At 74.8% G+C, this 19,274-nt stretch carries 10 protein-coding genes; 2 read left to right on the top strand and 8 right to left on the bottom strand.

Features of this window, described 5'->3' with window-relative positions:
- Positions 1-17: 17 nt before the first annotated feature.
- From ACWDD7_RS14330 to ACWDD7_RS14320, 3 genes are all read right to left on the bottom strand, one after another.
- Positions 18-3,677: a UvrD-helicase domain-containing protein gene (locus tag ACWDD7_RS14330; protein ID WP_450457557.1), complete on the bottom strand. Its 3,660-nt coding sequence runs from the start codon at positions 3,675-3,677 to the stop codon at positions 18-20.
- Positions 3,678-3,771: 94 nt separating this feature from the next.
- Positions 3,772-7,467, bottom strand: a complete 3,696-nt coding sequence (locus ACWDD7_RS14325; RefSeq protein WP_450457556.1) for a UvrD-helicase domain-containing protein — start codon at positions 7,465-7,467, stop codon at positions 3,772-3,774.
- Between the two features lie 206 nt (positions 7,468-7,673).
- Entirely contained in the window at positions 7,674-8,057 is a 384-nt protein-coding gene (locus ACWDD7_RS14320; RefSeq protein ID WP_392218904.1) for an MGMT family protein, read from the bottom strand.
- Positions 8,058-8,242: 185 nt separating this feature from the next.
- Here ACWDD7_RS14320 and ACWDD7_RS14315 point away from each other — a divergent pair, with 185 nt between their 5' ends.
- Entirely contained in the window at positions 8,243-11,116 is a 2,874-nt protein-coding gene (locus tag ACWDD7_RS14315) for a lysylphosphatidylglycerol synthase domain-containing protein (protein ID WP_450457555.1), read from the top strand.
- Between the two features lie 97 nt (positions 11,117-11,213).
- The gene (locus tag ACWDD7_RS14310) at positions 11,214-12,794 is read left to right on the top strand and encodes an alpha/beta hydrolase (protein ID WP_450457554.1); all 1,581 of its coding nucleotides are present in this window, start codon (positions 11,214-11,216) and stop codon (positions 12,792-12,794) included.
- Positions 12,795-12,912: 118 nt separating this feature from the next.
- On the opposite strand, the gene moeZ is transcribed toward ACWDD7_RS14310, so the two are convergent.
- The 5 genes from moeZ to ACWDD7_RS14285 form a co-directional block, all read right to left on the bottom strand.
- Positions 12,913-14,091, bottom strand: a complete 1,179-nt coding sequence (moeZ, locus tag ACWDD7_RS14305; RefSeq protein WP_450457553.1) for an adenylyltransferase/sulfurtransferase MoeZ — start codon at positions 14,089-14,091, stop codon at positions 12,913-12,915.
- A gap of 63 nt (positions 14,092-14,154) precedes the next feature.
- Positions 14,155-14,904, bottom strand: coding sequence for a spherulation-specific family 4 protein (locus ACWDD7_RS14300; protein WP_450457552.1), 750 nt, complete (start codon positions 14,902-14,904; stop codon positions 14,155-14,157).
- Complete coding sequence (locus ACWDD7_RS14295; RefSeq protein ID WP_450457551.1) at positions 14,892-15,851, bottom strand: NAD-dependent epimerase/dehydratase family protein; 960 nt, start codon at positions 15,849-15,851, stop codon at positions 14,892-14,894. The genes ACWDD7_RS14300 and ACWDD7_RS14295 overlap by 13 nt, the downstream gene beginning before the upstream one ends.
- Before the next feature lie 134 nt (positions 15,852-15,985).
- On the bottom strand, positions 15,986-17,098 hold the full coding sequence (locus ACWDD7_RS14290) for a hypothetical protein (protein ID WP_450457550.1): 1,113 nt from the start codon (positions 17,096-17,098) through the stop codon (positions 15,986-15,988).
- Positions 17,099-17,445: 347 nt separating this feature from the next.
- Entirely contained in the window at positions 17,446-19,101 is a 1,656-nt protein-coding gene (locus ACWDD7_RS14285; protein ID WP_450457549.1) for a DUF3492 domain-containing protein, read from the bottom strand.
- Between the last annotated feature and the right edge of the window lie 173 nt (positions 19,102-19,274).

Genomic DNA, 19,274 nt, shown 5'->3' with positions numbered 1-19,274 from the left:
CCTCGGCGGGCGGTTCGTCACACTCGGGGGGCGCGCCGGAGCGCCGGCGTGCCCCCGTCGTCGCGTGCCCCGGGCTCGCCGCCGAGCAGCCGTTCCAGCGCGGGCCGGTCCGGCAGGTCCGCCGGGCGTACGGCCTCCCCGGTGCGCACGTACAGGAACGTGGCGGTGACCGCGTCGAGCGGGACGCCCTGCTGTTCGGCCCAGGCCAGCCGGTACACGGCGAGCTGGAGCGGGTCGGCGGTGTGCTCGCGACCGGTCTTCCAGTCCACGATCTCGTACGTCGCCGCCGCGCCCTCGCCCTCCCGGTAGACGGCGTCGATCCGGCCGCGCACGACCCGCCCGGCGAGGACGAGCTGGACCGGTTCCTCCACGCGGTACGGCGTGCGCCGGGCGTACTCGGTGCGTTCGAAGGCTTCCTTGAGCGCCTCCAGGTCCTGTTCGTCGGCGATCTCGGCGTCGCCGCCGGGCAGGTCGTCGGGTTCCAACAGGGGAAGCGCCAGCTCCTCGTAGCGCGACTCCACCCAGGCATGGAAGCGGGTGCCCCGGCGTGCGGCGGGCTGCGGGGGGCGCGGCATGGGGCGCGCGAGTTCCTGCGCGAGCCCGTCCGGGTCCTCGGCCAGGCGCAGCAGCTGGGTGGCGGTCAGCGTGGCGGGCAGGGGTACGTCCGTGACGGCACGGCGGGCCAGCAGCAGTTCCCCGGCGAGCGCGTCCAGATCGCGGTCCCAGGAGGCGATCAGGCGGGACTCCTCGGGAGTGAGGGCGGGGCGCGGGCGCGGCTCGGGGACGGGCGCCTGGTGGGGGACGGCGGGGGCGGGGGCCTGGTGGGGGACGGCGGGGGCGGGGGCCTGGTGGGGGATGACGGGAGCGCCGTCGTGCAGGGCGTCGTCGTACAAGGCGTCGTCGCGTGGGGCGTCGCCGTACAAGGCGTCGTCGCGTGGGGCGTCGCCGTACAAGGCGTCATCGCGCGCGGTGTCGTCGTACGGCCCTTCGTAGGGCGGCTCGTCGTACACCTCGTCGTACGGCGGTTCTTCGTACGGCTCGTCGTACGGCGGCTCCTCCGGGGGCACCGGCCAGTCCGGGTCCTCGAAGACGGCCGGGTCGGCGGGGGCGGCCGACGGGCCGGCGGCGGTCAGGGTGTCGAGGTGGGCGAGGACCGTCCGGGCGGCGGCGTGGCGGCGGGCGAAGGCGTCGGCGTCGAGGGGCAGCGGCCAGGCCAGGTCGGCATCGGCCCGGTGCAGGGCCGGGTTCTCCTCGTCGTCGGCGGGTTCGTCGGCCCATGCCTCGATCTCGCCGTACCCGGCGGCGCAGTGCTCGTACAGGGCCCGGAGGAAGTCGGAGGGGCCGCGCTTCTTCTTCTGGCTGGGGCCCCACCAGTGGCCGGAGCCGAGCAGGAGGGAGCGGGGGCGGGTGAAGGTGACGTAGCCGAGGCGCAGTTCCTCGGTGTGCTGGTGCTCCTTCATGGCCTCGTGGAAGGCCTTCATGCCGCGCGCGTCCCAGCCGTCGACGTCGGGCAGGGTGGCGGCGTCGCCGCGCAGGGCGTGCGGCAGCACCTTGGCCTGGGCGGTCCACTTGTCGCGGCCCTGGGCACTGGGGAAGGTGCCGGTGACGAGGCCGGGCACGGCCACGACGTCCCACTCCAGGCCCTTGGACTTGTGGGCGGTGAGCACCTTGACGGTGTTCTCGCCGCCGGGCAGGGCGTTGTCGAGGCCCTTCTCGTACTGGGCGGCGGTGCGCAGGAAGCCCAGGAAGGCGAGCAGGGTGGCCTCGCCGTCGCTCGCGGCGAAGGAGGCGGCGACGTCGAGGAAGTTGGCGAGGGTCTCGCGGCGGCGGGCGGCCAGGGCGCCCGGGGACGCCGACAGCTCCACCTCCAGGCCGGTGACGGCGAGGACCCGGTGCAGGACGTCCATCAGCGGATCGGACAGGGACCGGCGCAGGTCGCGCAGCTCGGTGGCGAGGCGGGCGAAGCGCACGCGCGCGTCCGGCGAGAACGGCAGCCCGTCCTCGTCGCCGCCGTGGGCGTCCAGGAAGGTGTCCAGGGCGTCGGCGAGCGATATCACCTCGGCCGGGTCGGTGCCCTCCACCGCGGCGGCGAGTCGGCGGTCCGGGTCGTCGGTGTCGCCGGCGCCCGCGTGCGCGACGAGCAGCCGGGCGCGGCGGCCGAGCAGGGCGAGGTCGCGGGGGCCGATGCGCCAGCGGGGCCCGGTCAGCAGCCGTACCAGGCTCGCGTTGGCGCCCGGGTCCTGGAGGACCTCGCAGACGGCGACCAGGTCGGCGACCTCGGGCAGGTGCAGCAGCCCGGACAGGCCGACGACCTCGACGGGGACGTCCCGGGCGACGAGCGCGCCCTGGATCGCGGCGAAGTCGGCGGCCGTACGGCACAGGACGGCGATCTCGCCGGGGGCGGTGCCGGTGCGCACGAGGTGGGCGACGGAGTCCGCGAGCCAGTCCAGCTCCTCGGCGTGGGTGGGCAGCAGGGCGCAGCGGACCGTGCCGTCGCGCTCGGCGCCAGGGGCCGGGCGAAGGGCCTCGACGCCCGCGTGCATGGCGCGCAGGGGGGCGGCGAGGCCGTTGGCGAGGTCGAGGAGCCGGCCGCCGCTGCGGCGGTTCTCGCTGAGCGCCTGGCGGGTGGCGGGGCGGCCGTCGGCGTGGCGGAAGTGGTCGGGGAAGTCGTCCAGGTTGGCGACGGAGGCGCCGCGCCAGCCGTAGATGGCCTGGCAGGGGTCGCCGACGGCGGTCACTGGGTGGCCGGTTCCCGCGCCGAACAGGCCCGCGAGCAGGACGCGTTGGGCGACGGAGGTGTCCTGGTACTCGTCCAGCAGGACCACCCGGAACTCCTCGCGCAGCAGGCGGCCGACCTCGGGCAGCGCGGCGAGGCGGGCGGACAGGGCGATCTGGTCGCCGAAGTCGAGGAGCTCGCGTTCGCGTTTGGCGGCCCGGTAGCGCTGGACCAGTCCGGCGAGTTCGCGGCGGGCGGCCGCGGTCTCGGGGACCTTGCGCAGCTCGGCGTTGCTGAGCCTGGCGCCGTGGAGGGTTTCGAGCAGCTCCTCGTCCCAGGCGCGCAGTCGGCCGGGCTCCACCAGGTGTTCGGCGAGTTCGGAGTCGAGGGCGAGCAGGTCGCCGACGAGGTCGGCGAAGGAGCGGGTGAGGGCCGGGTAGGGGCCGGGGGCCTCGCGCAGCACGCGGGCGGCGAGCTGGTAGCGGGTGGCGTCGGCGAGGAGGCGGGAGGCGGGTTCCAGGCCGATGCGCAGGCCGTGGTCGGTGAGGAGGCGCCCGGCGAAGGAGTGGTACGTGGAGATGACCGGCTCGCCCGGGGGGTTGTCCGGGTCCCACCAGGAGGGGTCGGCGCGTTGCGCTGTCGTCGAGGGGCGGTGGTCGGGTGACGGGAGGGCTTCGGGATCGGTGACGCCGGCCCTGACGAGCGCCTTGCGGACGCGCTCGGCCAGTTCGCCCGCGGCCTTGTTGGTGAAGGTCAGGCCGAGGACCTGCTCGGGGGCGACCTGCCCGGTACCGACCAGCCAGACCACGCGGGCCGCCATGACCGTGGTCTTGCCCGAACCGGCGCCGGCCACGATCACCTGCGGGGCCGGCGGCGCGGTGATGCAGGCCGTCTGCTCCGGAGTGAAGGGGATACCGAGGAGCTCCTTGAGCTGCTCGGGATCGGTGAGATGGGCGGGCATGTCGGAAAAGGCTAGCGGCGGGCACCGACAGTCCGGTGCACGACCGTCCTCGATACGGGGATAAGCGCAGGTCACAGGGGTGTCATGCGGTACGTCACTCCACCACGTGCCGCCCCTCGGGCCGCGCGCTGCACGAGGCGCGGAAGGTGCAGTGGGTGCAGTGCTGCCCGGCGCTCGGGCTGAACCGCTCGTCCAGGACCTTGCCCGCGGCGGTGGCCAGCAGTTCGCCGACCCACTCCCCGGTGAGCGCCTCCTGCGTCTGCACCTTGGGCAGCGTCTCGCCGCCGTCGCGCACCGCGGCGCCCTGCCTGAGGTGCACCAGTTCGGCGCCGCCGGGCTCGGGGCGTGCGCCGTCGAAGGCGGTGTCGACGGCGCCCTCGCGGACGGCGAGCTGGTAGACGGCGAGCTGGGGGTGGCGCTCCACCTCGCGCGCGGTGGGGGCCTGTTTCCCGGTCTTGAAGTCGACCACGTAGGCGCGGCCCTCGGCGTCCGCCTCCACGCGGTCCATCTGGCCGCGGATGCGGACCTGGTACTCGCCCGCCTCCAGGGTGACGTCGAAGTCCTGCTCGCTGGCGACGGACGTCCGGGTGGCGCGGTTGAGAACGTGCCAGTTGAGGAAGCGTTCGAGCGCCGCGCGGGCGTTGTCCTTCTCCTGGCGGGACTTCCAGGGCGCGTCGAAGGCGAGCGCGTTCCACACCGAGTCCAGGCGCTCCATGAGGACGTCGAGGTCGGCGGGGGTGCGGCCGGAGGCGACCTCGTCGGCGAGGACGTGCACGACGTTGCCGAAGCCCTGGGCGGTGGTGGCGGGGGCGTCGGCCTTCACCTCGCGGCCCAGGAACCACTGGAGGGCGCAGGTGTTGGCGAGCTGGTCGAGGGCGCTGCCGGACAGCACGACGGGCTGGTCGCGGTGGCGCAGCGGCACCTTGCTCGCGGTCGGCTCGAACATGCCCCACCAGCGGGAGGGGTGCGCGGCCGGTACGAGGGGACGGTCGTCCTCGTCGGTGAGCGCGGCGAGCCGGGCCAGCCGGCGGGCGGCGGCCTCGCGCAGGGCGGCGGAGGCGGCCGGGTCGACGGTGGTGGCGCGCAGCTCGGCGACCAGCGCGGCGACGGCCAGCGGGCGGCGGGGGCGGCCGGTGACGTCCCGGGGCTCGGCGCCCAGCTCGGTCAGGAACCGGGAGGGCTGGTCGCCGTCCTCGGCGGGTGCCTTCACGGCGGTGACGACCAGGCGGTCGCGCGCACGGGTGGCGGCGGCGTAGAACAGGCGGCGCTCCTCGGCGAGCAGCGCGCCCGGGGTGAGCGGCTCGGCGAGTCCGTCACGGCCGATGCGGTCGGCCTCCAGCAGCGAGCCGCGGCGTCTGAGGTCGGGCCACAGGCCCTCCTGGACCCCGGCGACGACGACCAGGCCCCACTCCAGGCCCTTGGCGCGGTGCGCGGTCATCAGGCGGACGGCGTCGGGCCGTACCGCGCGACGGGTCAGTGTGTCGGCGGCGATGTCCTCGGCCTCGATCTCGGCCAGGAAGTTCAGGGCGCCGCGGCCGCCGGTGCGCTCCTCGGCGCGCGCCGCGGTGGCGAACAGGGCGCAGACGGCGTCCAGGTCCCGGTCGGCGTTACGGCCCGCCGCACCACCGCGCCGGGCCGCCCGCTCCAGCCGGCCGGGCCAGGGCGTGCCGTTCCACAGGTCCCACAGCGCCTCCTCGGCCGTACCGCCGTTCGCGAGACGCTCGCGGGCCTTGCGCAGGAGCGCGCCGAGGCGCTGGGCACCGCGGGCGTACGCCGGGTCGTGCACCGCCAGCCGCTCGGGCTCGGCGAGCGCCCGCGTGAGCAGCTCGTCCGAGGGCGGCGGCAGCATGTTCCCGGCGGCCCGCTCCTCCTCGCGCAACGCCCGCCCCAGGCGACGCAGATCGGCGGCGTCCATGCCGGCGAGGGGCGAGGCGAGGAGGGTCAGCGCGGTCTCGGTGTCGAGCCAGGGGGCTTCTTCGGCGAGGTCGGTGGAGGGGAGGTGCGCGTCGGGGGCGGGGCGGCGGTCCGGGCCGGAGGGCTCCCCGGCAGACTCCCGGTCCTCCCCGGCAGACTCCCGGTCCTCCCCGGCAGACTCCGGGTCCTCCCCGGCAGACTCCGGGTCCTCCCCGGCAGACTCCGGGTCCTCCCCGGCAGACTCCGGGTCCTCCCCGGCAGGCTCGGGGTGCTCCCCGGCAGCCGACCGTTCGCCCGGCTCCGGACGTGCCTCGGCCTCCGCCTGCCCACCGGTCCCGGAGCCCTCGTCGGTCCCGCTTCGCTCACCGGCCTCGGCGCCCTCCCCGGTCCCGGCCTGCTCCGGCTCCGTTCCGGCCGGTCGGGTGTCGGCCGTCCGGCGCTCCTCCGGTCCCGGTCGCCGTATCTCCCCGTCCCGCCCCCGTGCCTCCGCCGTCGCCACCGCGCGCAGGGCCGTCAGCAGCGGGGCCACCGCGGGCTCGTGGCGCAGCGGGAGGTCGTCGCCGTCGATGTCCAGCGGCACGCCCGCCGCGGTCAGCGCGCGGCGCAGGGTCGGCAGGGAGCGGGCGCCGGCGCGGACCAGGACGGCCATCTCGCGCCAGGGGAGCCCGTCCTCCAGGTGGGCGCGGCGCAGGATGTCCGCGATGTTGTCCTGTTCGGTGCCCTGGGTCGGGTACGTGTAGACCTCGACGCGGCCGCCGTCGCGGGCCGCGGCCGGCTCCCGGTGGGCGCGCACCTTGTCGGCGGGCAGCCGGGGCAGCGGCATCCGCTGGGTGATCAGGCGGGTCGCGGCCAGCAGGGTCGCGCCGGAACGGCGGTTGGTGCGCAGCACCTGGACGGGGGCCGGGCTCCCGTCGGAGCGCGGGAATGCCTCCGGGAAGTCGAGGATGCCGTTCACGTCGGCGCCCCGGAAGGTGTAGATCGACTGGTCGGGGTCGCCGAGCGCGACCAGGGTGCGGCCGCCGCCGGCCAGGGCGCCCAGCAGCCGTACCTGGGCGGGGTCGGTGTCCTGGTACTCGTCGACGTACACGGCGTCGTACCGCGCGGCGAGCGCCGCCGCGACCTCGGGGCGGCGGGCGAGCAGGACCGCCCGGTGCACCAGCTCGGCGTAGTCGATCACGCCCTGGAGGTCGAGCACGTCGAGGTACTCGGCGAGGAAGGCGGCCGCCGCGCGCCAGTCGGGACGGCCGATGCGACGGGCGAACGCGTCCAGGGCCCCCGGGGCGAGGCCCAGCTCGCGGCTGCGGGCGAGTACGGCGCGGACCTCGTCGGCGAAGCCGCGCGTGGTCAGGCAGGCGCGCAGCTCGTCCGGCCAGCGCACATGGGTGAGCCCCAGCCGCTCCAGCTCGGGCTGCCCGGCCAGCAGCTCGCGGACCGTGACGTCCTGCTCGGGACCGGACAGCAGGCGCAGCGGCTCGACGAACAGGCCGCTGTCCTGGTGGGCGCGGACCAGCGCGTAGCTGTACGAGTGGAAGGTGGTCGCCCGGGGGGCGCGGGCCGCGCCGATGCGCAGGGCCATCCGGTCGCGCAGGTCGACGGCGGCCCGGCGGCTGAACGTGAGCACCAGGATGCGCTCCGGGTCGGCGCCCCGGGCGATCCGCGCGGCCACCGACTCGACCAGCGTGGTCGTCTTGCCGGTGCCGGGGCCCGCGAGGACGAGCAGAGGACCGGCGCGATGGTCAACCACGGCGCGCTGGGCGGCGTCCAGAAGAGGAGGAGCCGGCCGGGGCGGCGGGGTACGGACCAGCCGGTAAGCGCCACGGCTCCCCCGCCGCGCCTCGGGGTGCGGCAGGTGTCCGGTGGAGGAAGAGGAGCTCACGTGGTTGGCCGGTCCTGGTGGTCGTACTGCTGGTGGTGCGGGCGGGCGGTCGGTCACGCGCGCGGGACGGTGGGCTCCGGGTGAGGGGCGCACGGGCCGTCGGCGCGATACCGCCGACTCTCGAACGTACGGCATGCCACGGACGTCCCGGGTATCACCCGTACGGACTACAGGTTGCCGCCGACCACCTCCGATGGCGGAAGCTGTCAGGTGTGACCCGCGTCCGCACCGCCGTCCCACCGGGCCCGCCGCATGTCGAGTCGCGGCAGGTGGCCCTCGGCGCTCCTGCCCGCCTCGCGCAGCGGGGTGCCCTCGTCGCGGTAGTGCGCGAGCGCGCGCAGCTCGTGGCCCGGCAGCAGCACCCCGTCGGACCGTACGACGCGCCACCACGGCACGGCGCCGCCGTACAGGGACATCACCCGGCCGACCTGGCGCGGGCCGCCCTCCTCCAGCCACTCGGCGACGTCGCCGTACGTCATGACCCGGCCCGGCGGGATCAGCTCGGCGACCTGGAGGACCCGCTCGGCGTACTCGGGCAGGTCGTCCGGGTGCGTCCCGCGGGGCTCCGCGCCGGGGCTCTGCTCGCTCATTCGCCCCATCCTGCCGCACCCGGCCGACATCGCGGAGCGCTGCGGAGCGAACGCCCCCTCGCCCCCGGGCGGTGCTTCCGGCAGACTGTGCGACCGCACATCCGCACCCTGACGCCCGCGTGTGTCGGTGGGGCATGCCACCATCGTGCGGGCGGTGACCGGTGATACGAGACCAAGAAGAGATCATGAAGCAGCAGGGCGTGCACCCCGAGAGCGGGGCGGGCACACCTGACACCGGCGCACGCCCGAAGACCGGCCGTACGGGCGGGGGCGACCAGGACGCCCAGGACGCCCACCGGGGTCCGCACGGGGCGGACACGGAACGCACCGAGGGGGCGCACATCCCGCAGAACCCGCCGGGGAACCGGAGGTCCGAGGGCGACGACGAGCCGCACGCGGAGCAGGACCCGCACGCGGACGCCGAGGCGCGCCCCCGCGACCCCGAGCACCCCGACGCCGTAGAGGGCGACGAACCGCTGCTCCCCGCCCGGGTGCACCGGCCCTCCGACCTGATGCGGTTCCTGGTCGGCCTGCTCGCCGTCGTGGTGCTGCTCGCCGTCGCCGCGTTCGCGCACGGGACCACCTCCGGCCTCGAACAGGACATCAACAAGGGCACCGGACAGGCCCCCGACATCCTGATCAGATTCGCCGGGCTGGCGTCCAGCATCGCGATCCTGCTGGTCCCGGTCGCCTTCGCGATCGAACGGCTGATCAAACGGGACGGGCTGCGCATCGCCGACGGCGTCCTCGCCGCCGTCCTCGCGCACGGGGTGACGCTCGCCACCGACCTGTGGGTCGCGCGGGCCGCCCCCGGCTCGATCCAGGACGCCCTCACCCAGCCCTCGCCGGTCGACGTCCACGCCCTGACCGACCCGGTGCACGGCTATCTGGCACCCGTCATCGCCTATATGACGGCCGTCGGCATGTCCCGCAGACCCCGCTGGCGCGCGGTGCTGTGGATCGTGCTGCTGCTCGACGCGTTCTCGATGCTGGTCACCGGCTACACGACCGCTTTCTCCATCGTCCTGACGGTGCTGATCGGCTGGTCGGTGGCGTACGGCACGCTGTACGCGGTCGGCTCCCCCAACGTCCGCCCCACCGGCCAGACCCTGATGGCGGGCCTGCGCCACGTCGGCTTCCGCCCGGTCAGCGCGGCCCGCGAGGAGGTCGCGGAGAGCGAGAACGGCGACCGGGGCCGGCGCTACTTCGTCACCCTGGAGGACGGCCCGCCGCTGGACGTCACGGTCGTGGACCGGGAGCAGCAGGCCCAGGGCTTCTTCTACCGGGCGTGGCGCAACCTCACCCTGCGCGGCTTCGCCACCCGCTCCAGCCTCCAGTCGCTGCGCCAGGCTCTGGAGCAGGAAGCGCTGCTGGCGTACGCGGCGATCGCGGCGGGCGCCAACGCGCCCAAGCTGATCGCCACCTCGGAGCTGGGTCCGGACGCGGTGATGCTGGTCTACGAGCACACCGGCGGACGCAGGCTGGACACGCTGGCCGACGAGGAGATCACCGACGACCTGCTGCGCAGCGCCTGGTCGCAGGTGCGCGCTCTCCAGTCGCGGCGCATCGCGCACCGCAGGCTGGCCGGGGACGCGATCCTGGTGGGCGGCCGCGGCGAGGTGATCCTCACCGAGCTGCGCGGCGGCGAGATCGCGGCCGGTGACCTGCTGCTGCGCATGGACGTGGCCCAGCTGCTGACCACGCTGGGTCTGCGGGTCGGCGCCGAGCGCGCGGTGGCCTCGGCGGTCGAGGTGCTCGGCCCGGACACGGTGGCCGACTGCCTGCCGATGCTCCAGCCGATCGCGCTCACCCGCTCCACCCGCAACACACTGCGCCGACTGGGCCGCGAGCGCGCCCAGCGGGAGCGCGAGGCGGTGCTGGAGGCGTCCCGGCAGGCCAAGCTGGCCCGGTTGCAGGAGGCCGCGGAGGCGAACGGGACCACGCTCGAAGACGCCGGTCAGCGGCTCGACAAGACGGACAAGAAGGCCGTACGGGCGGAGCAGCGGGCCGAGCGGCGGGCGATCGACGAGGCCATAGAGGAGGCCCGCGAGGAGGACCTGCTCACCCAGATCCGGCACCAGGTGCTGCGGATCAGGCCGCAGGCCCCGGTGCACCCGGCCCGGCTGGAGCGGGTGCGGCCGCGCACGCTGATCAGCTTCATCGCCGGTGCGATCGGCGCGTACTTCCTGCTGACGCAGCTCACGCACATCCAGTTCGGCACGCTGTTCTCGCAGGCCCAGTGGGGCTGGGTGCTCGCGGCGGTGCTGTTCTCGGCGCTGAGCTACGTCGCGGCGGCGATGTCGCTGCTGGGCTTCGTGCCGGAGCGGGTGCCGTTCCCGCGGACGGTGGCGGCGCAGGTCGCCGGGTCCTTCGTGAAGATCGTGGCGCCGGCGGCGGTCGGCGGTGTGGCGCTGAACACGCGCTTCCTCCAGCGCGCGGGCGTGCGCCCGGGGCTCGCGGTGGCGAGCGTCGGCGCCTCCCAGTTGTTCGGGCTCGGCTGCCACATCCTGATGCTGCTGTCCTTCGGCTATCTGACCGGCACCGAGAAGACGCCGACGCTGTCGCCGTCCCGGACCGTCATCGCGGGTCTGCTGACCGTCGCGGTGCTGGTGCTGGTGGTGACCTCCGTACCGTTCCTGCGGAAGTTCGTCGTCACCCGGGTCAGGTCGCTGTTCGCCGGTGTCGTGCCGCGCATGCTCGATGTGCTCCAGCGGCCGCAGAAGCTGGTCACCGGCATCGGCGGCATGCTGCTGCTGACCGCCTGCTTCGTCATGTGCCTCGACGCCTCCGTGCGGGCCTTCGGCGGCGGCACCGCCTCGCTGAGCATCGCCAGCGTCGCGGTCGTCTTCCTCGCCGGCAACGCGCTCGGCTCGGCGGCGCCCACCCCCGGTGGCGTCGGCGCGGTCGAGGCCAGCCTCACCCTCGGTCTGATCGCCTTCGGCCTGCCCAAGGAGGTCGCGGCCCCGGCGGTGCTGCTGTTCCGGCTGATGACGCTGTGGCTGCCGGTGCTGCCGGGGTGGCTGGCGTTCAACCACCTGACCCGTAAGGGAGCGCTGTAGGACCCCGCGGGGGCATCCCTGGGAAGGGCCGTACCTCGTGTACCTCGTACGGCCCGTGCCCCGCGCGGCCCGACGGGTGCGCCCGCAGGATGAGGGCATGGCCTCTGACTCCCGGCTGCGAGCCGCCGCTCTCCCCTGGCCGCGCGCCACCGCCCTGACGACGGCCGCCGTGCTGCTGGCCGCGCTCCTGGCCGGTTGCGGCGACGACGATCTCAGCACCGGCGCCGCCTCGTCGCTCACGGCGCAGACCCTGGACTGGACGGCCTGCCCGGCCCCGGACCAGGCGGAGGGCGGGGGCGGCGCGCCGTCCCCGCTGCCGAACGGCACCACCTGGGAGTGCGCGACCATGAGAGCGCCCCTGGACTGGAACAGGCCGCAGGGGTCGACCATCGGCATCGCCCTGATCCGGGCCAGGGCCAGCGGGCCGGCGAGCGAGCGGATCGGCTCGCTCGTCTTCAACTTCGGCGGGCCCGGCGGCAGCGGCGTCACCTCGCTGCCCGCGTTCGCCCAGGACTACGCGGCCCTGCGCACCCGCTACGACCTCGTCAGCTTCGATCCGCGCGGGGTCGGCCGCAGCGCGCCGGTCACCTGCAAGACCGACGCCCAGCTCGACACGTTCTTCCAGCAGGACGCGACTCCCGACAACAGCACCGAGCGCACCCAACTCGTGCAGCGCACCCGGAACTTCAACGCGGGCTGCGAGCGGAACTCGGGGGAGGTGCTGCCGCATGTGCGCACCACCGACGCGGCCCGTGACATCGATCTGCTGCGGCAGGTGCTCGGCGACGCGAAGCTGCACTACTTCGGCATCTCCTACGGCACCGAACTCGGCGGCGTCTACGCCCACCTGTTCCCCCGCCACGTCGGGCGGGCCGTGCTCGACGGGGTGGTCGACCCCACGCAGAACCCCGAGGAGAGCGCGCTCGGCCAGGCGAAGGGCTTCCAGCTGGCGCTCGGCAACTTCGCCGAGGACTGCGTCTCCAAACCGGAGGGCTGCCCGATCGGGGAGACCCCGCAGGACGTCGAGAACCGCATCGCGAAACTCCTCGACAGCCTGGACAGGAAGCCGATCCCGGGAATCGCCCCCCGCCGGCTCACCCAGACCGCCGCGACCAACGGCATCGCGCAGTCCCTGTACTCCAAGGACTTCTGGGAGTACCTCACCGAGGGCCTGGAGCAGGCGTACGACGGTGACGGCAGGGTCCTGATGGTGCTGTCCGACGCGATGAACGGCCGCAACGAGAACGGCCGGTACAGCAACATCACCTCGGCGAACATGGCGATCAACTGCGCCGACGAGAAGCCCCGTTACACCGTCGCCGACGTCCAGCGCGCACTGCCCGCCTTCCGGGCCGCCTCGCCCCTGTTCGGGGACTTCCTCGCCTGGGGCATGATCGGCTGCACCGACTGGGCCGTCCCCGGCGCCGCGAACCACCCCGACGTCAGCGCCCCCGGCTCGGCGCCGATCCTGGTCGTCGGCAACACCGGCGACCCCGCCACCCCCTACGAGGGCGCGCGGCGGATGGCGGAAGCCCTCGGCAAGGGCGTCGGCGTCCAGCTGACCTTCAAGGGCCAGGGGCACGGCGCGTACGACAGCAAGGACAAGTGCGTCCAGAGCAAGGTGAACGCCTACCTGCTGAACGGGACGATCCCGAAGGCGGGCGCGGTCTGCGGCTGACCCGCGCGGACCGGCCCGGACGAGGCGGCCCGCCCGCGCCGGACGGCGGCCGGTGACAAGGAGAACCCGTGGCGCCTGGACCCGGCCCAGGCGCCACGGGCTTCTTGGCGGGGGTCGGTCAGTAGACCGGCTTGTGGGGCTCGATCTGGTTGACCCAGCCGATCACGCCGCCGCCGACGTGGACGGCGTCGGCGAAGCCGGCGGACTTGAGGACCGCGAGGACTTCCGCACTGCGGACACCCGTCTTGCAATGCAAGACGATCTTCCTGTCCTGGGGGAGCGACTCCAGGGCGGCGCCCATGAGGAACTCGTTCTTCGGGATCAGCTTGGCGCCCGGGATGGAGACGATCTCGTACTCGTTCGGCTCGCGGACGTCGATGATCTCGATGCTCTCGCCGTCGTCGATCCACTCCTTGAGCTGCTTGGGAGTGATCGTGGAGTCGGCCGCCGCCGCCTGGGCCTCCTCGGAGACGACGCCGCAGAAGGCCTCGTAGTCGATGAGCTCGGTGACGGTCGGGTTCTCGCCGCAGACCGCGCAGTTCGGGTCCTTGCGGATCTTGACCTGGCGGTACTGCATCTCCAGGGCGTCGTAGATCATCAGTCGGCCGACCAGCGGGTCGCCGATGCCCGCGAGGAGCTTGATGGCCTCGTTGACCTGGATGGAGCCGATCGACGCGCACAGCACGCCGAGCACGCCGCCCTCGGCGCAGGAGGGGACCATGCCCGGGGGCGGGGGCTCCGGGTAGAGGCAGCGGTAGCAGGGGCCGTACTCGGACCAGAAGGCCGAGGCCTGGCCGTCGAAGCGGTAGATCGAACCCCAGATGTACGGCTTGTTCAGCAGCACACAGGCGTCGTTGACCAGGTAGCGGGTGGCGAAGTTGTCCGTGCCGTCCACGATCAGGTCGTACTGGCTGAAGATGTCCATCACGTTCTCGGCTTCGAGCCGCTCCTCGTGAAGGACCACGTTCACATAAGGGTTGATGCCCTTGACGGTGTCACGCGCGGACTCGGCCTTGGAGCGGCCGATGTCGGACTGGCTGTGGATGATCTGGCGCTGGAGGTTCGACTCGTCGACCTCGTCGAACTCCACGATGCCGAGCGTGCCGACGCCCGCCGCGGCCAGGTACATCAGCGCGGGCGAGCCCAGGCCGCCGGCACCCACGCACAGCACCTTGGCGTTCTTCAGCCGCTTCTGCCCGTCCATGCCCACATCGGGGATGATCAGGTGGCGGGAGTACCTGCGGACCTCGTCTACGGTGAGCTCGGAAGCCGGCTCGACCAGGGGTGGCAGCGACACGGGGACTCCGTTGGTCGGTCAATCACTACGTTTGTTCTCCCCGTAACACTGCCACGCCCTTCTTCATTCCGAGACACCCGTTCCGAGGCGCGAGACAATGTCGTCCCAGTACGCGGGCATCGCCTCCCAGGGGTCACCGGAACCACGGCTTCCGGTGCGGTCCGTGAAGTAGACCGTGGCCGCGCCCTGCCAGCGCGCGATGCGCAGCGCCTCCTCCAGATGCCCGCGCGGCACGCCGTGCACGAAGTGGCAGAACCGCTCGGGCGGATGGTCGGCCGTCCACTCCGCGACCTGCGACCAGCGGTAGTCGGACCAGGAGCCCGAGAACGTGACCAGCTGGTCGGCGTTCTCCGCGTAGCCCGGGTGCGGGTGGGTGCCGTGGCCGAGGACGAGACGGGGGGCGTCGGTGATCGCCCTGAGGTCCGCGAGCACCCGCCGGACCTCGGCGAGTTCACCGCGGCCGATGGGGCAGCGGTCGAGCAGGAAGCCGTCGACCCGGTACCAGTCGAGGTAGCGGTGGGCGTCGCGCAGCAGGTGGGCGCGGGCGCGGGCGCCCTGCGCGAGGTCGAGGCGGCCGAGAACGCGGACGCCCGCGTGGTGCAGCGGGTCCACGGCCTCCCGGCAGTGCGGGTCGGGGCGGGCCCCGGGGCCGCCGGCCACGTCGAGCACCACCCAGTCGAGCGGGGTGCCGGGGCGGGCGAGGGCGGCCCACTGGGCGGGGGCGACGAGCGGGTGGGGGTAACCGGGGACACCGAGGGCGGTGCGCACGGCGGTGCCGAGGGCGCCGCCGGTGCCGCTGGTCAGATGCGGCATGCCGCCTCCATCCAGATGTCGGCCAGGGACTCTTCGAGGTTGATGCGCGGCCGCCAGCCGAGCCGGTCGCGCGCGGTGCGCACATCGGCCTGCTGCCAGCTGCCGCAGCCGTCCGGGTACGGGAACGCCGCCGGCCCCGTGTGCTCCGCCTCGGGCCGCGGGTGGCCGAGGGCGCCGCGCAGCGGTCCGGGCGGGCCGTCGAGTTCGTGCAGGGCACCGCCGTAACCGGCCACACGGGCGAGGATCCCGGCGGCGTCGCGGAGGCGTACGGCGCGGCCCGAACCGATGTTGATCACGCCCTGCGCGGCGGAGAGCGAGGCGGCGTGCACGGCGCGTGCGACGTCGCGCACGTCCACGAAGTCGCGCTGTACGCCGAGCCCGGCGAGCTTCAGCTCCCCGTCGCCGGACTGCATCGCGCGGCGCATCGCCTCCGCGAGCCGGCCGAGCGGGGAGCCGGCCGGGGTGCCGGGCCCGGCGGGCGAGAAGACGCGCAGCACCACGGCGTCCAGGCCGGAGCCGAGGACGAGTTCGGTGGCGGCGAGCTTGCTGACGCCGTACGGCCCGCCGGGCCGCGGTACGGCGTCCTCGGCGGTGGACGAACCGGGCTGGCTGGGCCCGTACTCCGCCCCGCAGCCGATCTGCACGAGCCGCGCGCCGCAGCCGCTGCGCCGCAGCGCCTCGCACACGGTGGCCACGGCGACGGTGTTGTGCCGGGTCAGGTCCCGGGCGCCGCCGCGGGTGGCACCGGCGCAGTTGATCACGACCCCTGGGTGCACCGCGCCCAGGAACCGGGTGAGCGCGCCCGGGCTGCCGGTGGCGAGGTCGAACCGGACGTCCGCGTCGTCGCCCCGCCCGAGCGCGGTGAGCTGTACGGCGGGATCGGCGAGCAGCCGCTCGGCGACGAACCGGCCGAGGTATCCGTTGGCTCCGATCAGCAAAACCCTCATCGGGCGGCTCCGGGGGTGAGGGGTTCGGGGGCTCCCGTGCGGGAGGTGGACATCTGGAGGTCTCCTTCAAAAGGGGTGGTGCGGGCGGCTCAAGAGGCGCTCGACCGCGTCGTACCGGGGGCTCGGCAGGGCGCTCACTCGGGTGCTCCGGCGGGTGCGTGGGCCGAGGCGCGGGTGAGGGTGCGGGTGGCGTGCAGCAGCAGGGTCAGGGCCGCGATGCCGCAGGTGAGGGCCGGTACGGCGGGCTCGCCCAGGGTGTCCACGAGGGTGCGGACCGGCGCCGCCAGGAAGCCGAGGTGGGGCAGCCGCCCGGCGAGGGGCAGCGCGAGCGCCGCCGCCTCCGTGGCCGCGGCCGCGCCGAGGACGAGGGCGGGAGCGCGCCGGTGCCGGTGCACGGTGAGCAGGCGCGCGAGCAGGAGCAGGGCGCCGAGGGTGAGCGCCTGCGGGTAGGCCGCGGGTTCCTTGAGCACCTTCCCGCACAGCAGGAGCAGCGCGGCGAACGCGCCGAGGAACAGCGCGAACGTGCCGACCAGCAGCGGTCGCGCCGCGGCCGTGAACTCCCCCAGCCCCCTGCTGCCGGCGAGCCTGCGCCGCGCGCCCGCCGTGAGGAGGTGCGCGCACCAGGCCGCCGGTGCGATGGCCGAGGTGAGGGCCAGGACGGGCACGGTGGCCGTGGGCCAGGCGCCGCCCGGGGCGCCGTCGGGCAGCGCGTCGGGGCCGCCGGTGAGCACGTCGTGCAGCAGGCCGTCGCCGAACAGGGCGTAACCGAGCAGCCAGAGGGTCCACGGGCGGGGGCCGCGCGGTCCGGGCAGGTGGGCGCGCGCGCCGTAGGGGCCCGCGAGGGGTCCGGTGCGCAGGGCCGCGCGGGTGGCGAGGGCTACGGCGACGATCCCGGCCACGGCCACGAGGAGGCGGGGCTGTCCCTGGGTGAGGCGCGTCCCGGCCACGGTGGCGGCACCGGCGACACCGGGCAGAAGACTCGACAGCGCCCACCCGGCGCGCACGTGGGGCACGGGCATCGGCGGCTTCGGCTCCGCGCGGGGCTCACCACCGCGCGGCACACGCGCGTACAGCTCCTCGGCGAGCGAGAAGACGTCCCGGTGCCGGAAACGGGCGGCGGTCCGGTCGGTGATCCCCTGTGCCTCCAGGCCGGCCGCGATCTCCAGGGGGTCCACGGCCCGTTCGCACAGATCCCGGTGCCGGTGGAGCAGCGCCTTGACGGGGTCCCCGGCGCCGCGCCGGGGCACGGCCCTGCGGACAGGGTCCGTTCCGGGCGCCGAGGGAGGCTTCCGCGCGCCGCCGCCGGGTGCGCCGGGCGCGGAGGGCGGGGGCAGGTCGTCGCCCGGCCGCCTCGCGGAGGTCCCGTACGCGCGCGGGGCCCCGACGGAGGTCCCGTACGCGCGCGGCTTCCCGACAGGGAAGTCGACAGGGAGTACCCCGGCATCGGGGGACCCGCCCCGGTACGGCTCGCCGACGGAAGCGCCGGCCGAACCCGGCCCTCCGGTGCCGGGCGGCCCGGTCCGGTCCGGGCCGCCCGCAAAACCGGCCCCGGCGCCCCACGGCACCGCGCCACCCGGCTTTCTCGGTGTGTCGGTCATCGGGCGGGCTCCGTCGTGGGAAGGGCCCAGGTGGGGGTGGCGGGCCAGCGGGCGGGGACGTGGGATTCGGCGGGGGCCGCGAAGGGCAGCGGCGCGCCGGACGCGTCGACGAGGTCGCGGCGGACCGGGCAGTGGGAGACGATCTCCAGGTAAATGCCGTGAAAGGCCGCCACGTTCTGCTCGACGGTGAACAGCTCCAGTGCTCGGGCGCGTGCGGCGGCGCCGAGGCGCGCGCGGCGCTCGGGGTCGCGCAGCAGCGCCACGCACGCGTCGGCGAGCGCCCGCGGATTGCGCGGGGGCACGACGAGCCCCGTACCGCCGATCACCTCGACCACCGCGCCGACGTCCGTCGAAACGGTCGCCCGGCCGCAGAACATGGCCTCGATGAGCCCGGTCGGGAACCCCTCCACCACACTGGACAGCACGACGACGGCGCCGGAGGCGTACGCGTCGGGCAGTGTGGGGGCTTCGGGGCCCCCGATCTCCTCGAAGGAGACCGGGTTGGAGCCGACCGCGTGCGCCCCCTCCGCCTCGTCCGGGAAGAGCTGGGCCGCGAGCGCCCGGCAGTGGCCGAGGTACGCCGGCCCGTCGGGTCCGCTCGGCCCGCCGACGATGCGCAGCCGGGCCCCGGGCTCCTCCCGGCGCACCTCGGCGAAGGCGTGCAGCAGGGAGATCAGGTCCTTGGCGGGTTCGACGCGCCCGACCCAGACCAGGGTGTCCGGGTCCGCGCGGTCCGGGGACTCGCCGGCCTCGGTGAAGCCGTCGGCCGCCATGCCGGGGTAGACGGTGCGGATCCTGGCCCGGTCGGCGCCGCACCGCTCCTGCCAGCGGCGGGCGTGCGCGTTACCGGGCGTGAGGATCTCGGCACGGCGGTAGATCTCGGTGGCGAGCCGCCCGTGGAAGGCCGCGAGCAGGGCGCGCACGGCGGGCGCGGCGGCGTCGGGCCCGCGCTCCAGGTACTCCAGGTAGTGGGAGCGCAGATGGACGCCGTACTCGGTGACCAGCAGCGGCACCCCGTGGAAGTGACGGGCGAGCAGCCCGGGAAGGGCGGCGGGACCGCCGGAGGTGGCGTGGCAGAGGTCGGCCGCGCCGAGCGCGTCGTCGCCGTACCAGTCGAGGGACAGGGGGCGCAGGGCGCGTTCGAGGTGGCCGGTGACGGTGAGCAGGTCGGCCACGCGCGCCTCGCGCGCCGTGCGCGGCGCACCGGGCGCGTGACAGGCGCGCTCCAGGGTGCGGACGGCGATGTCGGAACGCAGCGCGGCACCCGGTCCGCCCTGCTCGCGGGCGAGTTCGGCGAGCCCGTACAGCGCGTTGGCGAAACGGTCCGCCACCGCGCCGGAGGCGCCGCCGTCCGCCGTCGCGCACACCGCGCCGACCAGTTCGCCGTAGTGCTCGGTGAAGCGCCGGCGCGCGCGCCGGCCGTACGCGACCGCCCCGCCGCCGCCCTCCCCCGTCCACAGCGGCGCGGTACGGACCCGGGCCACCTGCGGCGGGAGCGGGAGCAGACCCTGTTCCTCCTGGCGCCTGCTGCGGCCGAGCACGTAGAGGTCGAACTCGTGCTGCCCGAGCCCGCGCACCAGCCGGTCGCACCAGAGGCCGGCGTCACCGCTCACATACGGATAGCCACCCTCCGTCAGCAGTCCTGTGCGCACGTGTGCACCCCCGATCTCCCTTCTGGTCGGCCGCCGTTGGTCCCGGCGGCTCGCAGCGGGACGAACGTAAGGGGACGAGCGGGTGGCGCGACGGACGGTCCTCGATGCGCAGCGTCTCGTGCAGCACGGTCACCGTGATCATCATGGTGAGCACCAGCTGGCCGTCCCACAGC

This window comes from Streptomyces sp. NPDC001056, assembly GCF_053598955.1.
Note: the sequence above shows the minus strand (reverse complement) of the source record. Positions and strands in the feature narration are given on the sequence as shown.

What these genes read in the sequence shown, in the direction of transcription:
- ACWDD7_RS14330 (WP_450457557.1), bottom strand. Translation starts at nt 3,677, where the DNA reads ATGCCCGCCCATCTCACCGATCCCGAGCAGCTCAAGGAGCTCCTCGGT.
- ACWDD7_RS14320 (WP_392218904.1), bottom strand. Translation starts at nt 8,057, where the DNA reads ATGAGCGAGCAGAGCCCCGGCGCGGAGCCCCGCGGGACGCACCCGGAC.
- ACWDD7_RS14315 (WP_450457555.1), top strand. Translation starts at nt 8,243, where the DNA reads ATGAAGCAGCAGGGCGTGCACCCCGAGAGCGGGGCGGGCACACCTGAC.
- ACWDD7_RS14310 (WP_450457554.1), top strand. Translation starts at nt 11,214, where the DNA reads ATGGCCTCTGACTCCCGGCTGCGAGCCGCCGCTCTCCCCTGGCCGCGC.
- ACWDD7_RS14300 (WP_450457552.1), bottom strand. Translation starts at nt 14,904, where the DNA reads ATGCCGCATCTGACCAGCGGCACCGGCGGCGCCCTCGGCACCGCCGTG.
- ACWDD7_RS14295 (WP_450457551.1), bottom strand. Translation starts at nt 15,851, where the DNA reads ATGAGGGTTTTGCTGATCGGAGCCAACGGATACCTCGGCCGGTTCGTC.